Here is a 14,027-nt window from a genome sequence, read left to right as displayed (position 1 = left end):
GCAGCGCCTTTGTGAATTTGTTAAAAAAGGAAGCAATGCTTCCTTATAAGTTTATCTCTCGCGAACTAAGCGAAAACCAATGTAGTTTGATCTAAAATCAGGCGCTAAAATTAATCGTGTTGATACGCGTGCAAGGCTTGGTGCAAAGTTCCATGCTCCACCTCTTACTGCCACATCCGATTCACCTGATTTTTTACCGGTCCATTCCCATACGTTACCTACCGTATCGTAAAGTCCAAACGCATTTGGAGAAAAAGACCCAACCGGTGCTGCGCGCTTGTTTGACCATTCACTACCACACCAACCACAGTTAGCTAAGTTTTTACCAATTTCGTTACCCCAAGGGTACTCAGTTTCTGTACCTGCACGAGCTGCATATTCCCACTCAACCTCGCTAGGTAAACGAAACTGCTGCCCTGTCTGGCCAGATAACCAGTCAGCATATGCTTTTGCATCGTTATAAGTTAAACATACAGCCGGAAAGTCACTGCCTTGTTCAAAGCCAGGATTGCGCCAGTTTAAAGCCGCTTCCCATACTGGCTCGCCATTTAAATAATATGCGCAGCCTTTATTTATTTCTGCTTCTGTTTTATACGCCGTATTAGCAACAAATTTTTCATAGTCGCCTACAGTCACTTCCTTGCTTTGCATAGCAAAAGAGTTAGCAATGGCTTTTTCAATAACGGGGCGCTCATTAGCTAATCCGTTACCATTGATATCACCCATTTTAAATTTGCCAGCAGGAATAACCACAACAGGTGTTTCTACATTTGCGTTTAAAACGTTAACATTTTCGCTTACTCTGCGTGTTTGTGTTTCTGGTTGCTCGCGAGTATAGGTCGGTGCAGCAATCGACTTAGGCTTTTTTACTAAGTTAGCATTAATTGTTTGCGCTTTATTTAGGTTTACACGTGCTTGGTAAGGCTTGTAACCTAATTTACGAATTTCAATTTCATGCACACCTTTTGGTAAACGCGTAATTAAACGAGTAGAACCAAAGCTTACACCGTTAATGAATACTTCATCATCGTATACATTAGAGCGAAGTGTTAACTCTACCGACTGATCTTTTTTTTGTTCAACAACCGTGTAATCAGACTTAGACTGAACTGGCTGCTTAACAGAATAATCGCGTACAGGCTTGTTGTTTAAACGCGATACCGAAACTGTATTGTTATTATCCGCGCTATTGCTGAATGTTAACTGACTATCTGAATAGGTAGTGCCATAAGTTGGCTGGTAAGCTGTATTTAGCGGTGAACCGTATTCTGAACAATAACGGTTATCTATACTTAATAGGTTACATAAACGGCTGCTATTCACTTCGCCGCGCATTGAAACGCTTAAGTTAACGTTGTAATTACCTTGGCCGCTAAACGCACTATTAACCACATGGCTACTTAAAATTTGTACTTGCGCCCCTGCTAAATTGCGTTTTGGTTCAACTATGCGCTCTTCGGTTAAGTTTGCAAAAATTTGATCTACAAAGCGTTTGGTTGCTTTTTGTAAACCCATTTGCTGACCACGTTGCTCACAGGCTGCAAGTGTTTCGGTGCGCTTACAATTTATTGTATGGTTAACCTCAAGCGTACCTTCACGCGTAAACTCGTTACGCAAGCGCTCAACACGAGCTGTTGTTAACTGCTCTTTTAAACTTTCTAAGGTATTTAGTAAAGTGTGCTTAGCAACTCGTATTTGCTCAATATCTTTTCGGTGAGATGCAATTGCCGCCAACTGCATAGAGATATCATCTTTATTTTGCTTGTGATCAACTACCGCCTGTTGATAGCGAGATTGAGCACTTGTAATATTTATTGATGGATCATCAATTAAACGGCGATACATTTCGTTCATCGCGTCGAGCGCTTGGTTTTTTTCTTTATCTAGCTCAGTTGAACGAGAACGAAGTAGCTCTAATTGATTTTGTAACTGACTTTCTTCTTTTAAATGTTTATCAAGTATTCTTGTCGAGTTATCGTATTCTGTCTGTTTAACACTAATCTCTGACTCAATTCCAGTTACGGTAGCTGTGTCTTGTGCAAATGCACTACTTGCTAACAAACTAGCTGTAATTAACAGAGATAAAGGAGTAATTCGCATATATTCCAGTCCCAAAAAGCGGCAATTATTTGGTCGTTATTATTTTTTTATAATTAAAGTCTTATGCTATGTACTTGCAGCGCAAAACACAAGCTTTGTTCAATTATTATCTTAGTTTACAACTATTCGCCCGTTTCACGCTAGTAAATAACCTGATCATTTACTCTAAACCCGATAAATTGTGAAACAATGCTTAGATTCTCATTAAATTCATAAACTTACACTTAACAGTGAAACTATTTTATTTTAGGTTATTGATCACCGTTAAGTGTCACTTTGTATTAAAGCTAGCGTATTTGCGTTATTTAACCGTTAACCATTAAAAATAACGTTATCAAATAAACTAGCAAACTTATAAACACTTATTTTTTGTACTAACACTCAGACGTAAATACGCTTAAAGCGGGTGCAGTAATTATATTTTGTTTAGTGTTTTTTTTGGCTTCAACATATTCAATACGGCAATTATCCACTGCAGAATAACTGTTGGGATAAATAATAGCTTTTGCAACTTGTGGGTTGCTAGTAATATTAAATTCCCCAGTATTATCACTCGCAAACTTAGTATCTAAAAATGCTTTAAAAGCGGCCTCGGTTGCAGCAGGGTAGCCGTAAACAATATCAACCATGTTTTCTGAATCAAGCTCGATACTAGCATTAGCTTTATTATGCACACTTTTTATAATGGCTTTTCCATGCACAACGCTTATTTCAGCTTGAATTGATACTTGCAGTGTTTCAAGAATGGATGCGTGTGCCTCACCTTGAAGGTTTAAAAAGCGCGGGGCAAAATAAACAGCTAACGCACCAAAAGTGACAATAACAATGATTAGCTGCAGTAACGAAAAGCCAACCTGTTTTTTTATAAGTATTGTTTCTTGAAATTGCTTCTTCATAACTAAACTCCCTTTACAATTGGTTAACTTTAAAACATGTTTACCAATCTAGCTACTCAAAATTTAATCAACGCACTGTTACACACAACAATCCGTCGTAATTTTGCATAGCCCCTTTTGTTTATAAGCTATAAAATTGGTCATGTATTTTATTAATCCTTTTAATTGAGAAAAAATGCCTGCATCTTTCAAAATAAATGAAACCACTATTACGCAAACAATTGATGATCCGTGGTTAAAAAGTAAAGGCATTGAGTTACTAGTAAAACGAGATGATTTGCTTCACCCTCTAATAAATGGGAATAAGTGGCGCAAACTAAAATATAATTTATTAAAAATGCAGTCGCAGAATAAAACTGAGCTACTTACTTTTGGTGGGGCGTTTTCAAACCACATACATGCATGCGCCGCAGCTGGAAAAATCTTTGGTTTAAAAACACATGGGATTATTCGCGGGCCTAACTTAGATCTAAGCAACCCAACAATTCAATTTGCACAGCAGTGTGGCATGCAGCTTCATGTTGTTAATCGCATTGAATATAAGTTACGAAACGATTCACAATACCTTGCTGAGCTTCAAGAGAAGTTTCCAGATGCGTATATTCTTGCCGAAGGCGGGACAAATACCTATGCAGTACCCGGTTGTGCAGAGCTTGCACAAAGTTTACCAGAACACGATTACCTAATTTGCCCCACAGGAAGCGGAGGGACATTAGCAGGGTTAATTGAGGGGAGTAATACAGCAACACAAATAATAGGAATTGCAGTTTTAAAGCAAGCGCAATATTTAATAGATGAAGTCCGGGAGCTAAGCTGCAAAGCAAAGTCACAAACTAACTGGCAATTACTTTGCGACTTTCATGGAGGTGGTTACGGTAAATTTACCCCTGAGTTATGGGCGTTTTGCCAATATATGGATATTACACACAATTTACCATTAGAGCCTATTTATAGTGGTAAAATGATGTACGCAATATGGAACCTAATAGAGCAAGATTATTTTCCTTCTGGCAGTAAAATAATTGCGATTCATACCGGTGGCTTGCAGGGGCTAGAGGGTCTAAAATACAGAAAACTAATTTAGGCATACTTCTTTTCGGTTTAGCCCCACTGCATAAGGCGTTAATTTACAAAGCTGAAATATTTTAGTGAAAAACAGCCTGAGTTAGCTCTTGTAAAGGCTCCGAAAAATAAAAACCTTGTGCGCCAGCAACGCCCAATTTAGTTAACATAATGAGCTCTTTTTGAGTCTCAACGCCTACGGCATAAACAGGAAGGTTTAACATTTTACCTGCATTAACAATCTCTTTAATACATTTTTGATTATGCGCTTTTTCATTAACTAAGTGAACGAGTTCATAGCTTAGCTTTAAGCCTATTACCTCTTCACAGTGAATCAGCAAAGGAATGTTTTCACTCGTTTTCACATTATCAATAATAATATTAGATCTGTGTTTTTTTATTATATTTAACGTATTTGCTAACGCATTTTTGTTGTTGCAAAAGAAAGATTCACTCATTTCAAACTGTAATTGACAGCTTAGATTAAGCTTATCCATTTGCATGGTTAACCAGCTCCAAAACTTATCGTTAAGCCAGTTTTTAGGATGCATATTAATACTTACGCTCAAAGGCGACTTCTCTGCCATTACAAGTGTTAGTATTTGCGACAATACCGCCTTATCTAGAATTAGCGCGTCATCTTTACTCTCAACTTGGTTAATAAAATACTGAGCAGCTAGTAATCCATGCATGTCGTGTCTTACTCTAATTAACGCCTCATGCTGGATAAGATCACCACTAATCAGATCGAAAACAGGCTGAAAAGACAGCATAAATTTATTTTTCTTAATATTGTTTATAACCTGCTCATTACAAAATAACACTTCTTGGCTTTTGCTCAGCGCCAACCGGTGACGGTGTAATAACATACTATTTTTTGAAAGCGTTAGGGCCGACTGCGCTATTTGCAAAACCTTTGATTGATCTGCTCCTAGACGAAAATTACACGCACCCAATTTAACATGCTTACGAGTCGTATTTTTTTGATGGCTTTGGCACACATTAAAAATTATTTTATGCAAACGCTCCGTGTACCGATCAAGCTCTGCAATAGGTACGTTGTAAAGCATAATGGTTAGCTTGTCTGGATTAATAAGTTTCACAGCTACTTTTTTTATCTCTGGAATACCTTTTAGAATAAAAACTTTAAAACTAGTTTCTAAGTCGGTATTTTTGTCAAACTTACACTCCCAACTGACCAAAACAAACAAACTATGATACTGTTCAGCGGCAGCATATAGTGAGGCTAACTCCTCACTTTCAACATTTTTAACCACATTTAAATTGGAAATACTACTAGTCAATTTTGTCGTCTTGTGATGACGACCTCGGTGTTTTAATTGTCTAAAGTTAGTAGCGCTTCCCCAACGGTATAATGAAATAGCGGCACCCACTATCACCAGGTTAAGTAAAATAAATAAGTAGCTTTCCATTATCCACACAGGTGAATGGTAAAGGCCTAAGTTCAATGTTTTATATGAAAACACCTCAAGCTGCGGCTTTATAATGTTTTTAAAGTGGAGGGAAGACGACTCAGGTGCAAGCATAAAGCCATTACTTTGCGCTAAAACAGACAGTGTTTTTTGATTCAAAGGGGCATTTAATTGTAACTCATAAACTTGCTTTGTAAGCTGCTGGCCAGCCCTATGCACTTTTAAATGTAACGCATTGCTTAAAATGAGGTTAAAGCCGATAAGCGATGCAACAAGCATGACCAAACAAATCGGCTTAAAATATCTTAATAACCAATACTGCCCCTTAGACATAACTCACCCACACGTAATATTAGTCACTAAAGTGTTGTTCAAAAAAGCCATAAGCACAAGGTAGCCAATTAACTTTAAATGTAAAACAGTACTTAAGCTAATTACCATTATTAGCAACACGAGAAAATTGGCTAACATTGATGGAGTGAAAGACATAAAAAAGCCGCTTAATAGCGGCTTTCTATAATTTTAAATCAACAGTTATGATTTATGTATTCCTCAAAACGGAATGTCGTCGTCAAAATCTATTGTTGGTTCCATTGGATTTGATGCGCCGCCTTGTGGTGCATTTTGAGGCTTAGGTGCAAAACCACCTTGCTGCTGTGGTGCACTATTTTGCTGTGGAGCAAAACCACCGCCTTGTGGCTGATACTGGTTATTTTGCTGTGGTGCAGGCGCCGATTGAGACTGTGCAGCAGGTGCAGCTTGCTGCTGTGGTGCATAACTACCTTGCTGGTTTTGATTATTTTGTGAATAACCGCCTTGTTGGCTACCTTGATAACCACTGTTTTGCTGGCCACCTTGATTGCCTTGGTAACCGCCACCACTTTGCTGGTCTCCACCGCGAGCACCTAGCATTTGCATTTGACCTGTAAAGCCATCAACAACGATTTCTGTGGTGTATTTTTCTTGGCCTTGTTGATCAGTCCATTTACGTGTTTGAAGTTTACCTTCTACGTATATTTGTGAACCTTTACGACAATATTCGCCCACAATTTCAGCCAGTTTCCCAAAAAATACAACACGGTGCCATTCAGTTTTATCAACCATTTGGCCAGTGTTTTTATCTTTATAGCTGTCTGAAGTTGCTAAGGTAATATTTGCTACACCGTTACCGTTAGGCATGTAACGAACTTCAGGATCTTGCCCTAAATTACCAACCAAAATTACTTTGTTCACACCGCGTGCCATGAAACCATCTCCTATAAACGTTAGATTAAACCAGCGACTTTTCGTGCTTGGTCTAGGTCAAATTCTTTATCATTAATCTTTAAGTAGCTACGGCTTTCGTCGCGTACTACTGTTGCTTCTATTACACCGGGTAAAGCAACTAACTGAGAAGCCAATGTTTGAGCATGCTCCTCAGAACTTAATTTGGTCATTAAACTAATAACTTTACTTTTGGGTGGTACTTCCATTTTCCACGCAACAACAAGCCATATTAACCCAACAAGTGCCGCTGCCGCAAACACAGCTTGCGTACTTGTAGTTTGGGCAACATAACCACCTAACACCCCGCCCAAAAAGGCACCTAAAAACTGGCTAGACGAGTACCCGCCCATGGCTGACCCTTTTTGGCTAGCAGGCGCTAAACGCGAGACAAGCGCGGGCATTGTTGCTTCTAAAAAGTTAAACGCAACAAAATAAAGCAACATACATATTGCAATTCCTACCACACTATTAATCCATACTGACATGGCAAGCATGCTGACTGTTAACAGCGCTACAGAACTTATAAATGCTTGCTTTTCTTTTTCTTTTTTTATGGCCACAATCATAATGGGCACCATTAATAGAAATGCTAAAAGCAAGACTGGAATATACAAATACCAATGTTGTTCTGCCGCTAGGCCTTCTTTTATTAGCTGGCTGGGTAACACAACAAAAATGGTTGTTAATGTTAAATGCAACAGTAATACACCGGCATTTAAGCGTGCTAACTGCGGGTGTTTAATCAGTTTTTTAATATCGCTAAAGCTTGCAAGCGTGTCGCCTTTGGGGGCTTTATTAACCGCTTTGGGCACTAAAAACGTAATAATAAAAATACCACATACCGCAAGTATTGCTGTTAGCCAAAAAACGCCAGCAACACCCCACGACGCGGCAACAATAGGCCCTAATAACATAGCAAAAGCAAAGCTCATGCCTATGCTCATACCTATAACCGCCATTACTTTGGGTCGTTGTTCGTCTCGGCTTAAGTCGCTGGCAAATGCAAGCAAAGCACTAGCAATAGCGCCCATGCCTTGTAATGCACGCCCTACGGTTACCATTTGAATAGATTCAGCTAATGCGGCTATGACTGAGCCAATAGCAAACACAACTAAGCCACCAATAATAACTTTTTTACGGCCTATTTTGTCTGACAAACGGCCCATAGGTATTTGCAACACAGCCTGCGTTAGGCCATACGCACCAATAGCAAAGCCAATCCAAATAGGTGAAAAACCGTCAAGCGACTGGCCATAAATCGCTAATACCGGCATCAGCATAAATAAGCCGAGCATTCTAAATGCAAACACACTCGCTAGCGATACAGCGGCGCGCTTTTCTCGTGAATTAAGTGAAGATGCAGTCATTATCAGCAAAATCTTACGATGTGAAAAAATTAGGCAAGGATTCTACCACAAGCTTGGCAATAATTAATCGCTTAAAGCTAAGGATTTTTCATGATCAAGGATTAATATTGCAGCGTATTATGAGATACTCAGTAAATAATTTTGGTAATTAACGAGATAGCATGGAAAACATTGAAGTCCGAGGCGCCCGTACGCACAATTTAAAAGACATCAGCCTAACCATCCCACGTGATAAATTAATTGTTATCACAGGCCTATCTGGTTCGGGAAAGTCATCACTTGCATTTGATACTTTATACGCTGAAGGGCAACGCCGGTATGTTGAATCACTTTCTGCTTATGCAAGACAGTTTTTATCCTTGATGGAAAAACCCGATGTTGATCATATTGAGGGACTGTCTCCTGCAATTTCAATAGAACAAAAATCAACTTCGCATAATCCGCGCTCTACCGTAGGTACAATTACCGAAATATACGATTACTTACGTTTAATGTTTGCCCGTGTGGGCGAACCTCGTTGCCCTACACATGATTTACCTTTAGCCGCACAAACAATTAGCCAAATGGTTGATACCGTTTTAGCGCTGCCAGAGGGCACTAAACTGATGCTTTTAGCACCAGTGGTTAAAGACCGTAAAGGTGAGCACGTTAAATTACTTGAGCAGCTTGCAAGCCAAGGTTATATCCGTGCCCGAATAGATGGCGAAGTGTGCGACTTATCAGATCCGCCGACACTTGAACTTCATAAAAAACATACTATTGAAGTGGTTGTTGACCGCTTTAAGGTAAAAGACGGTCAACAGCAGCGTTTAGCTGAGTCGTTTGAAACAGCACTTGAAATGTCGGGCGGCGTAGCAAATGTAGCCTACATGGACGACAGCAGTATTGAAGAAATGTTGTTTTCAGCCAACTTTGCCTGCCCTACCTGTGGCTATGCAATGACCGAATTAGAACCACGTTTATTTTCGTTTAATAACCCTGCCGGTGCGTGTCAAAGTTGTGATGGTTTAGGCGTACGCCAGTACTTTGACCCTAACCGCGTAGTGCATAACCCAGAGTTAAGCTTAGCCGGAGGTGCTATAAAAGGGTGGGATAAACGTAGCTTTTACTACTTCCAAATGCTTCAAGCCGTAGCAGAACATTATAAATTTGATTTAGACGTACCGTTTGAAAAGCTGGCTAAAGACTCTCAAAAAATTATTTTAGAAGGTTCTGGCAGTACAAAAATAGCCTTTAACTACCGTAACGACAGAGGCGATTTAATCACACGCAACCACGAGTTTGAAGGCGTGTTAAATAACATGAACCGTCGCTATCGCGAAACTGAGTCAAACTCGGTACGTGAAGAGCTCGCTAAATATCAAACCAGCCAAGCCTGCCCTAGTTGTAAGGGGTCGCGTTTACGCCAAGAAGCACGCCACGTATTTATTGGCCAAACTAACTTACCTGCTATTACCACCATGAGTATTGGCGAAGCGATGGACTTTTTCGAGAGCTTATCGTTAAGTGGCCAAAGAGCACAAATAGCAGAAAAAATTCTTAAAGAAATTCGCGACCGTTTATCGTTTTTAATCAATGTTGGCCTTAATTACTTATCGCTTGAGCGCAGTGCCGATACCCTCTCTGGTGGTGAAGCGCAGCGAATTCGTTTAGCCAGCCAAATTGGTGCGGGTCTTGTTGGTGTTATGTATGTATTAGACGAACCATCAATTGGTTTACACCAGCGCGATAACGATCGTCTATTACAAACATTGGTGCATTTACGCGACCTTGGTAACACCGTTATTGTTGTTGAGCATGATGAAGACGCCATTCGCGCAGCCGATCATATTATTGATATTGGCCCTGGTGCGGGTGTTCACGGCGGACATATTATCGCACAAGGTACACGCGACGATATTTTAGCCACGAAAGACTCAGTAACTGGCCAGTTTTTATCAGGCGTGCGAAAAATAGAAGTACCAAAAAAGCGTAACCCAACCGGCGATAAATGGCTTGAGCTATTTGGCGCAACAGGTAACAACCTTAAAAATGTCGATTTAAAAATTCCGTTTGGTTTAATGACCTGCATAACAGGGGTGTCGGGCTCTGGTAAATCAACACTTATAAACGATACGCTATTCAAACTAGCGCATACTGAATTAAACGGCGCAACCACAGCCGAAGCCGCACCGTATAAATCAATTAGTGGTCTTGACCATTTTGATAAAGTAATTGATATTGACCAAAGCCCTATTGGCCGTACACCACGCTCAAACCCTGCTACCTATACCGGTATTTTTACGGGGATTCGTGAGTTATTTGCGGGTACACAAGAATCACGCTCTCGTGGATATAAAGTGGGTCGCTTTAGTTTTAACGTTAAAGGTGGACGCTGTGAAGCCTGCCAAGGTGATGGCGTAATTAAAGTAGAAATGCACTTTTTACCTGATGTATATGTACCCTGTGATGTATGTAAAGGGGCACGCTACAACCGCGAAACTCTAGAAGTACAATACAAGGGTAAAAACATTCACCAAGTACTCGAAATGACCGTTGAAGACGCGCACGACTACTTTGATAAAATACCTGCAATAGCCCGTAAGCTTAAAACGCTAATGGACGTTGGTTTATCGTATGTTCGCTTAGGACAAGCAGCTACTACACTCTCTGGCGGTGAAGCTCAGCGTGTAAAACTTGCCCGTGAGCTTTCTAAACGCGATACAGGTAAAACACTGTACATACTTGATGAGCCCACAACTGGCCTACATTTTGCTGACATTGAACAACTGCTTGTTGTATTACATCGCCTGCGCGATCACGGTAACACCATCGTGGTTATTGAGCATAACTTAGATGTGGTTAAAACTGCAGACTGGGTGGTTGATTTAGGCCCTGAAGGGGGCGCTGGCGGCGGTGAGATACTTATTGCAGGTACGCCTGAAGAAGTAGCCGAATGTGAGCGTTCGCACACAGGTCATTACCTAAAGCCATTGCTTTAATACCAATAAAAAAACACCAAGTAATTTAACTACTTGGTGTTTTTTATATTTGGCTCCCAACTGTTAGTCCTTGATAAACTTTTTATTCATCCCAACTAATTTGTATAATTTGCATATCTTTGTATTTAGCACCCGTAAATAAAATTTCGTTATCTGAACTCACCTCAAAAGTGATAGGCCGAAAGTCCACGTGTGTATCTTGCACGGTACCCTCTTTTAAATTGAGCCTTGCAATTCTTGAAATAGAATCTGAGTAATAAAAATAGTCTTTGCTTACTCCATATACATTCGCCTTTCTGGCATTTTTAGGTAATGCCCAGCTTTGCTTATCTGCGAGACGAATTAACTGATCAAGTGTTATTGCGTAAGCGTTACCTTCACTATCCGAAATGAGCTTATTGGCTTTAATGTCTTCAATTACGCGAGTATCTCGGGTTAGCAAGTTCAACTCAACGACTCTATTTTTTGAATCAAGCTGCTCAATATAAATAATACTTTCGTTATTTTTTGACCAAATATAACTCTCTATTTTTCGCCCACTTAACATCTCTAACGGGTAGAATTTTTGCGTGTTTAGGTCATAAAGTGAAAAGCGCTTATTTTTTATTAATAATATACGCCTCTTATTAGGGGATACTTTTAACCCTCTTAATTTATAGGTAGAGGAGTCATCGTCGTAATTAAAAAAACTAAGTTGCTTAGTTAGCCCATTTTGAGCAATCCATAATTGGCTGCTACCAGAGCGCTCTGATACAAAAACATGCGCTGGCCCAGCTTTATTTATTACTTCCACAATACTGTAGTCGTCATTATCACTTGTATACAAAGGTTCATAAACTGGATTGTCGCCAAAGGTATCCGTTGCTTTAATTAATGAAAATGCTTGTGTTTTATTTGCTGAGTAAAACAGACTATTAGCAGACTGAACTGCAATATAATAAGGTGAAATTGCGGGGGTAACATTTAGAGTATGTTTAATTATATTATTTTCATTAAACGTAATGCTTGAAAGATCAGAGTCTTCAAACACAATGACGCCTTTATCATTTGAAAGCCAATCGAACGCGAAACTGATGGTTCTTCTCTTTGCCTTAAATAATCGCTTAGTCTCACGTGTGTTAAAGTCGTAACTAAATACAGAAAATGGCTGGCCTTTTTGGCTTAGTATGTACGCTATTTTATTACCCGAATGAGATAAACGCGGCATTATTACACCATACATTACACCTGGCGGAGGAATAACAATCGACTCCTTTTGTAATTCTAAATCAAATTTGTATAACCCTGAGCCATCTTGCTCATTTTTGTATTCGGTATAATAAACATACTCACCATTTTGATCTAATTGCGCATAACCTGTGTATCTGAGGTCACATTTTTTTATAAGTTTAGCGTCTCCAATAATAGGAAACTGGCTTAAATCAACTAATACCATTTCGCATTGCTGCTGTTTTAAGTTTGTCGCTTGTAATAGCACAGCATGTTGGTTTAGCTGCCACGATAAAATAGATACCTGAAAACCAGGGTATGTAATTTCTACTTCTCTCTGATCAGAAAGTCGCTTAACAAATGCACGATTAAAATCCTGTTCAGGTTCAACATTGGTATAAGCTAAATAGTGTTTATCTGAAGATAGCTCAGGGTGAACCTCACTACCTATATTCCACGTACTCGCAACCTTATTTACCGTAACTTGTTTAATTACATCACCAGCGCCTTCACTTGTATAAAACAGTACCAACCACACAATAGAAAAAATACAGGTGATGACTAATAATGTATAAGCCAAAAGCGTTTTGATGTTCTTTTCTGGAACCGGTTTTGAAATAGTTGCAGCAGTAAAATCATCACTATTTGTAGTGTCAGTAGCCTAGTCAGATATTGAGTTTACAGGCTTTTCAGTAACGCTTTCTCGTGTTAACTGTTCAGGTACTACCGTAAGGCTATATCCTTTACGGTAATGCGTTTTTAAAAGCGGTGCTTTTTCAGCTGGATGAGCAAGCTGTTTTCTTAGCTCTGAGATAGCTCGGTTAATCGCGTTATCGTCTACATAGCTTTGTTGCCATACACTTTCGATTAGCGCTTGGCGGGAAACTATTTGTTGAGGCTTATTTACAAAGTGCAGTAATAACTTTACTAAAAGTGGATCTAATTCCCTTTCTAAGTTATTTGAAGTAATCACACAGCGATTACTTATAAATTGCCAAGGTCCGATTTGATAATTCATAGTCTTTAGGTATTTTTATTTTTATTTTTATTTTTATTTTTATAAACCGTACCACATCAACTCATTATTGTGTATAAAAAGCATTTAAAACCTTATATCAACAATATAAGGTTTTGCGCTAACCCATTGAATTAAAACAATTAAATACGATTAAAACCTTATCTATTAATTGCTCATAACTAGATAAGCGACTCTCAGTAAATTCAGCGATATTCTTTAAACCGTCATCAACAAGCAGCTTACTAAAAATCATTTGCGATTCTAAATTAGCTGCAATTAAAAATATAAAAGGTTTAATTATGAACAGCACAATGAAAAAAGGTCTATCTACTCTACTACTAGTAACTGCTTTTAATACTACATCAGCCTTCGCAGTTGATACGAAACAACACATATTTAAAAAGAGCGTTGAACAGTGTGTAATTGGTGAACATCCAGAAACAAACAAACCAACTAACAAAAAGCAGCAAAAAACTAACACAGTAAATGCAACTGAGTCTTTAAAAACTCATGTCGATACGCAAACACTGCTTTCTTCAATAGATGAAAAAATATCAGCTGAACTTGATTCTTCAATGAGCAAAATAAACACAGAAATTGACGAAAACCTTTCAAAAGTAACATCGTCAATTACTGCTTATTTCAGCAATATTTTATCTAACTAAAAACAACAAATTTTAAAGTATTAGGAAGTT

General features: G+C 39.0%; 8 protein-coding genes and 1 pseudogene. 3 read left to right on the top strand and 6 right to left on the bottom strand.

What is annotated here, in order from left to right; genetic code table 11:
* Window positions 1-51 precede the first annotated feature (51 nt).
* Complete coding sequence (locus PS1M3_RS01820; RefSeq protein ID WP_039036274.1) at window positions 52-2,100, bottom strand: formylglycine-generating enzyme family protein; 2,049 nt, start codon at window positions 2,098-2,100, stop codon at window positions 52-54.
* 374 nt (window positions 2,101-2,474) lie between these two features.
* Window positions 2,475-2,996 carry a type II secretion system protein gene (locus tag PS1M3_RS01815; protein WP_006793120.1) on the bottom strand — a complete coding sequence of 174 codons (522 nt, stop codon included), beginning with the start codon at window positions 2,994-2,996 and terminating at the stop codon, window positions 2,475-2,477.
* Between the two features lie 175 nt (window positions 2,997-3,171).
* Here PS1M3_RS01815 and PS1M3_RS01810 point away from each other — a divergent pair, with 175 nt between their 5' ends.
* Window positions 3,172-4,080 (top strand): 1-aminocyclopropane-1-carboxylate deaminase/D-cysteine desulfhydrase, encoded by a 909-nt coding sequence (locus tag PS1M3_RS01810; protein ID WP_203985909.1) that lies wholly within the window; start codon window positions 3,172-3,174, stop codon window positions 4,078-4,080.
* A gap of 61 nt (window positions 4,081-4,141) precedes the next feature.
* On the opposite strand, the gene PS1M3_RS01805 is transcribed toward PS1M3_RS01810, so the two are convergent.
* From PS1M3_RS01805 to PS1M3_RS01795, 3 genes are all read right to left on the bottom strand, one after another.
* The gene (locus tag PS1M3_RS01805; protein WP_239104474.1) at window positions 4,142-5,824 is read right to left on the bottom strand and encodes an EAL domain-containing protein; all 1,683 of its coding nucleotides are present in this window, start codon (window positions 5,822-5,824) and stop codon (window positions 4,142-4,144) included.
* Between the two features lie 219 nt (window positions 5,825-6,043).
* The gene (gene ssb, locus PS1M3_RS01800; protein WP_203985906.1) at window positions 6,044-6,736 is read right to left on the bottom strand and encodes a single-stranded DNA-binding protein; all 693 of its coding nucleotides are present in this window, start codon (window positions 6,734-6,736) and stop codon (window positions 6,044-6,046) included.
* Between the two features lie 20 nt (window positions 6,737-6,756).
* Complete coding sequence (locus PS1M3_RS01795) at window positions 6,757-8,124, bottom strand: MFS transporter (RefSeq protein ID WP_203985903.1); 1,368 nt, start codon at window positions 8,122-8,124, stop codon at window positions 6,757-6,759.
* A 161-nt stretch (window positions 8,125-8,285) separates the two neighbouring features.
* On the opposite strand from PS1M3_RS01795, the gene uvrA reads away from it, so the two are divergent.
* Window positions 8,286-11,105 (top strand): excinuclease ABC subunit UvrA, encoded by a 2,820-nt coding sequence (uvrA, locus tag PS1M3_RS01790; protein WP_008131688.1) that lies wholly within the window; start codon window positions 8,286-8,288, stop codon window positions 11,103-11,105.
* Window positions 11,106-11,187: 82 nt separating this feature from the next.
* On the opposite strand, the pseudogene PS1M3_RS01785 reads toward uvrA, so the two are convergent.
* Window positions 11,188-13,332 (bottom strand): annotated as a pseudogene (locus tag PS1M3_RS01785) (winged helix-turn-helix domain-containing protein).
* A 299-nt stretch (window positions 13,333-13,631) separates the two neighbouring features.
* On the opposite strand from PS1M3_RS01785, the gene PS1M3_RS01780 reads away from it, so the two are divergent.
* The gene (locus tag PS1M3_RS01780) at window positions 13,632-13,997 is read left to right on the top strand and encodes a hypothetical protein (RefSeq protein ID WP_008131695.1); all 366 of its coding nucleotides are present in this window, start codon (window positions 13,632-13,634) and stop codon (window positions 13,995-13,997) included.
* The last annotated feature ends 30 nt before the right edge of the window (window positions 13,998-14,027 follow it).

This window comes from Pseudoalteromonas sp. PS1M3, assembly GCF_016865405.1.
GTDB classification, from domain to species: Bacteria; Pseudomonadota; Gammaproteobacteria; order Enterobacterales; family Alteromonadaceae; genus Pseudoalteromonas; species Pseudoalteromonas marina.
The sequence above is the reverse complement of the archived record's forward strand: the minus strand, read 5'-3'. Positions and strand labels throughout refer to the sequence as shown.

Excerpts from the sequence above, each read along its gene's own strand:
- PS1M3_RS01820 (WP_039036274.1), bottom strand. The coding sequence starts at position 2,100 with ATGCGAATTACTCCTTTATCTCTGTTAATTACAGCTAGTTTGTTAGCA.
- PS1M3_RS01815 (WP_006793120.1), bottom strand. The coding sequence starts at position 2,996 with ATGAAGAAGCAATTTCAAGAAACAATACTTATAAAAAAACAGGTTGGC.
- PS1M3_RS01810 (WP_203985909.1), top strand. The coding sequence starts at position 3,172 with ATGCCTGCATCTTTCAAAATAAATGAAACCACTATTACGCAAACAATT.
- PS1M3_RS01805 (WP_239104474.1), bottom strand. The coding sequence starts at position 5,824 with ATGTCTAAGGGGCAGTATTGGTTATTAAGATATTTTAAGCCGATTTGT.
- ssb (WP_203985906.1), bottom strand. The coding sequence starts at position 6,736 with ATGGCACGCGGTGTGAACAAAGTAATTTTGGTTGGTAATTTAGGGCAA.
- PS1M3_RS01795 (WP_203985903.1), bottom strand. The coding sequence starts at position 8,124 with ATGACTGCATCTTCACTTAATTCACGAGAAAAGCGCGCCGCTGTATCG.
- uvrA (WP_008131688.1), top strand. The coding sequence starts at position 8,286 with ATGGAAAACATTGAAGTCCGAGGCGCCCGTACGCACAATTTAAAAGAC.
- PS1M3_RS01780 (WP_008131695.1), top strand. The coding sequence starts at position 13,632 with ATGAACAGCACAATGAAAAAAGGTCTATCTACTCTACTACTAGTAACT.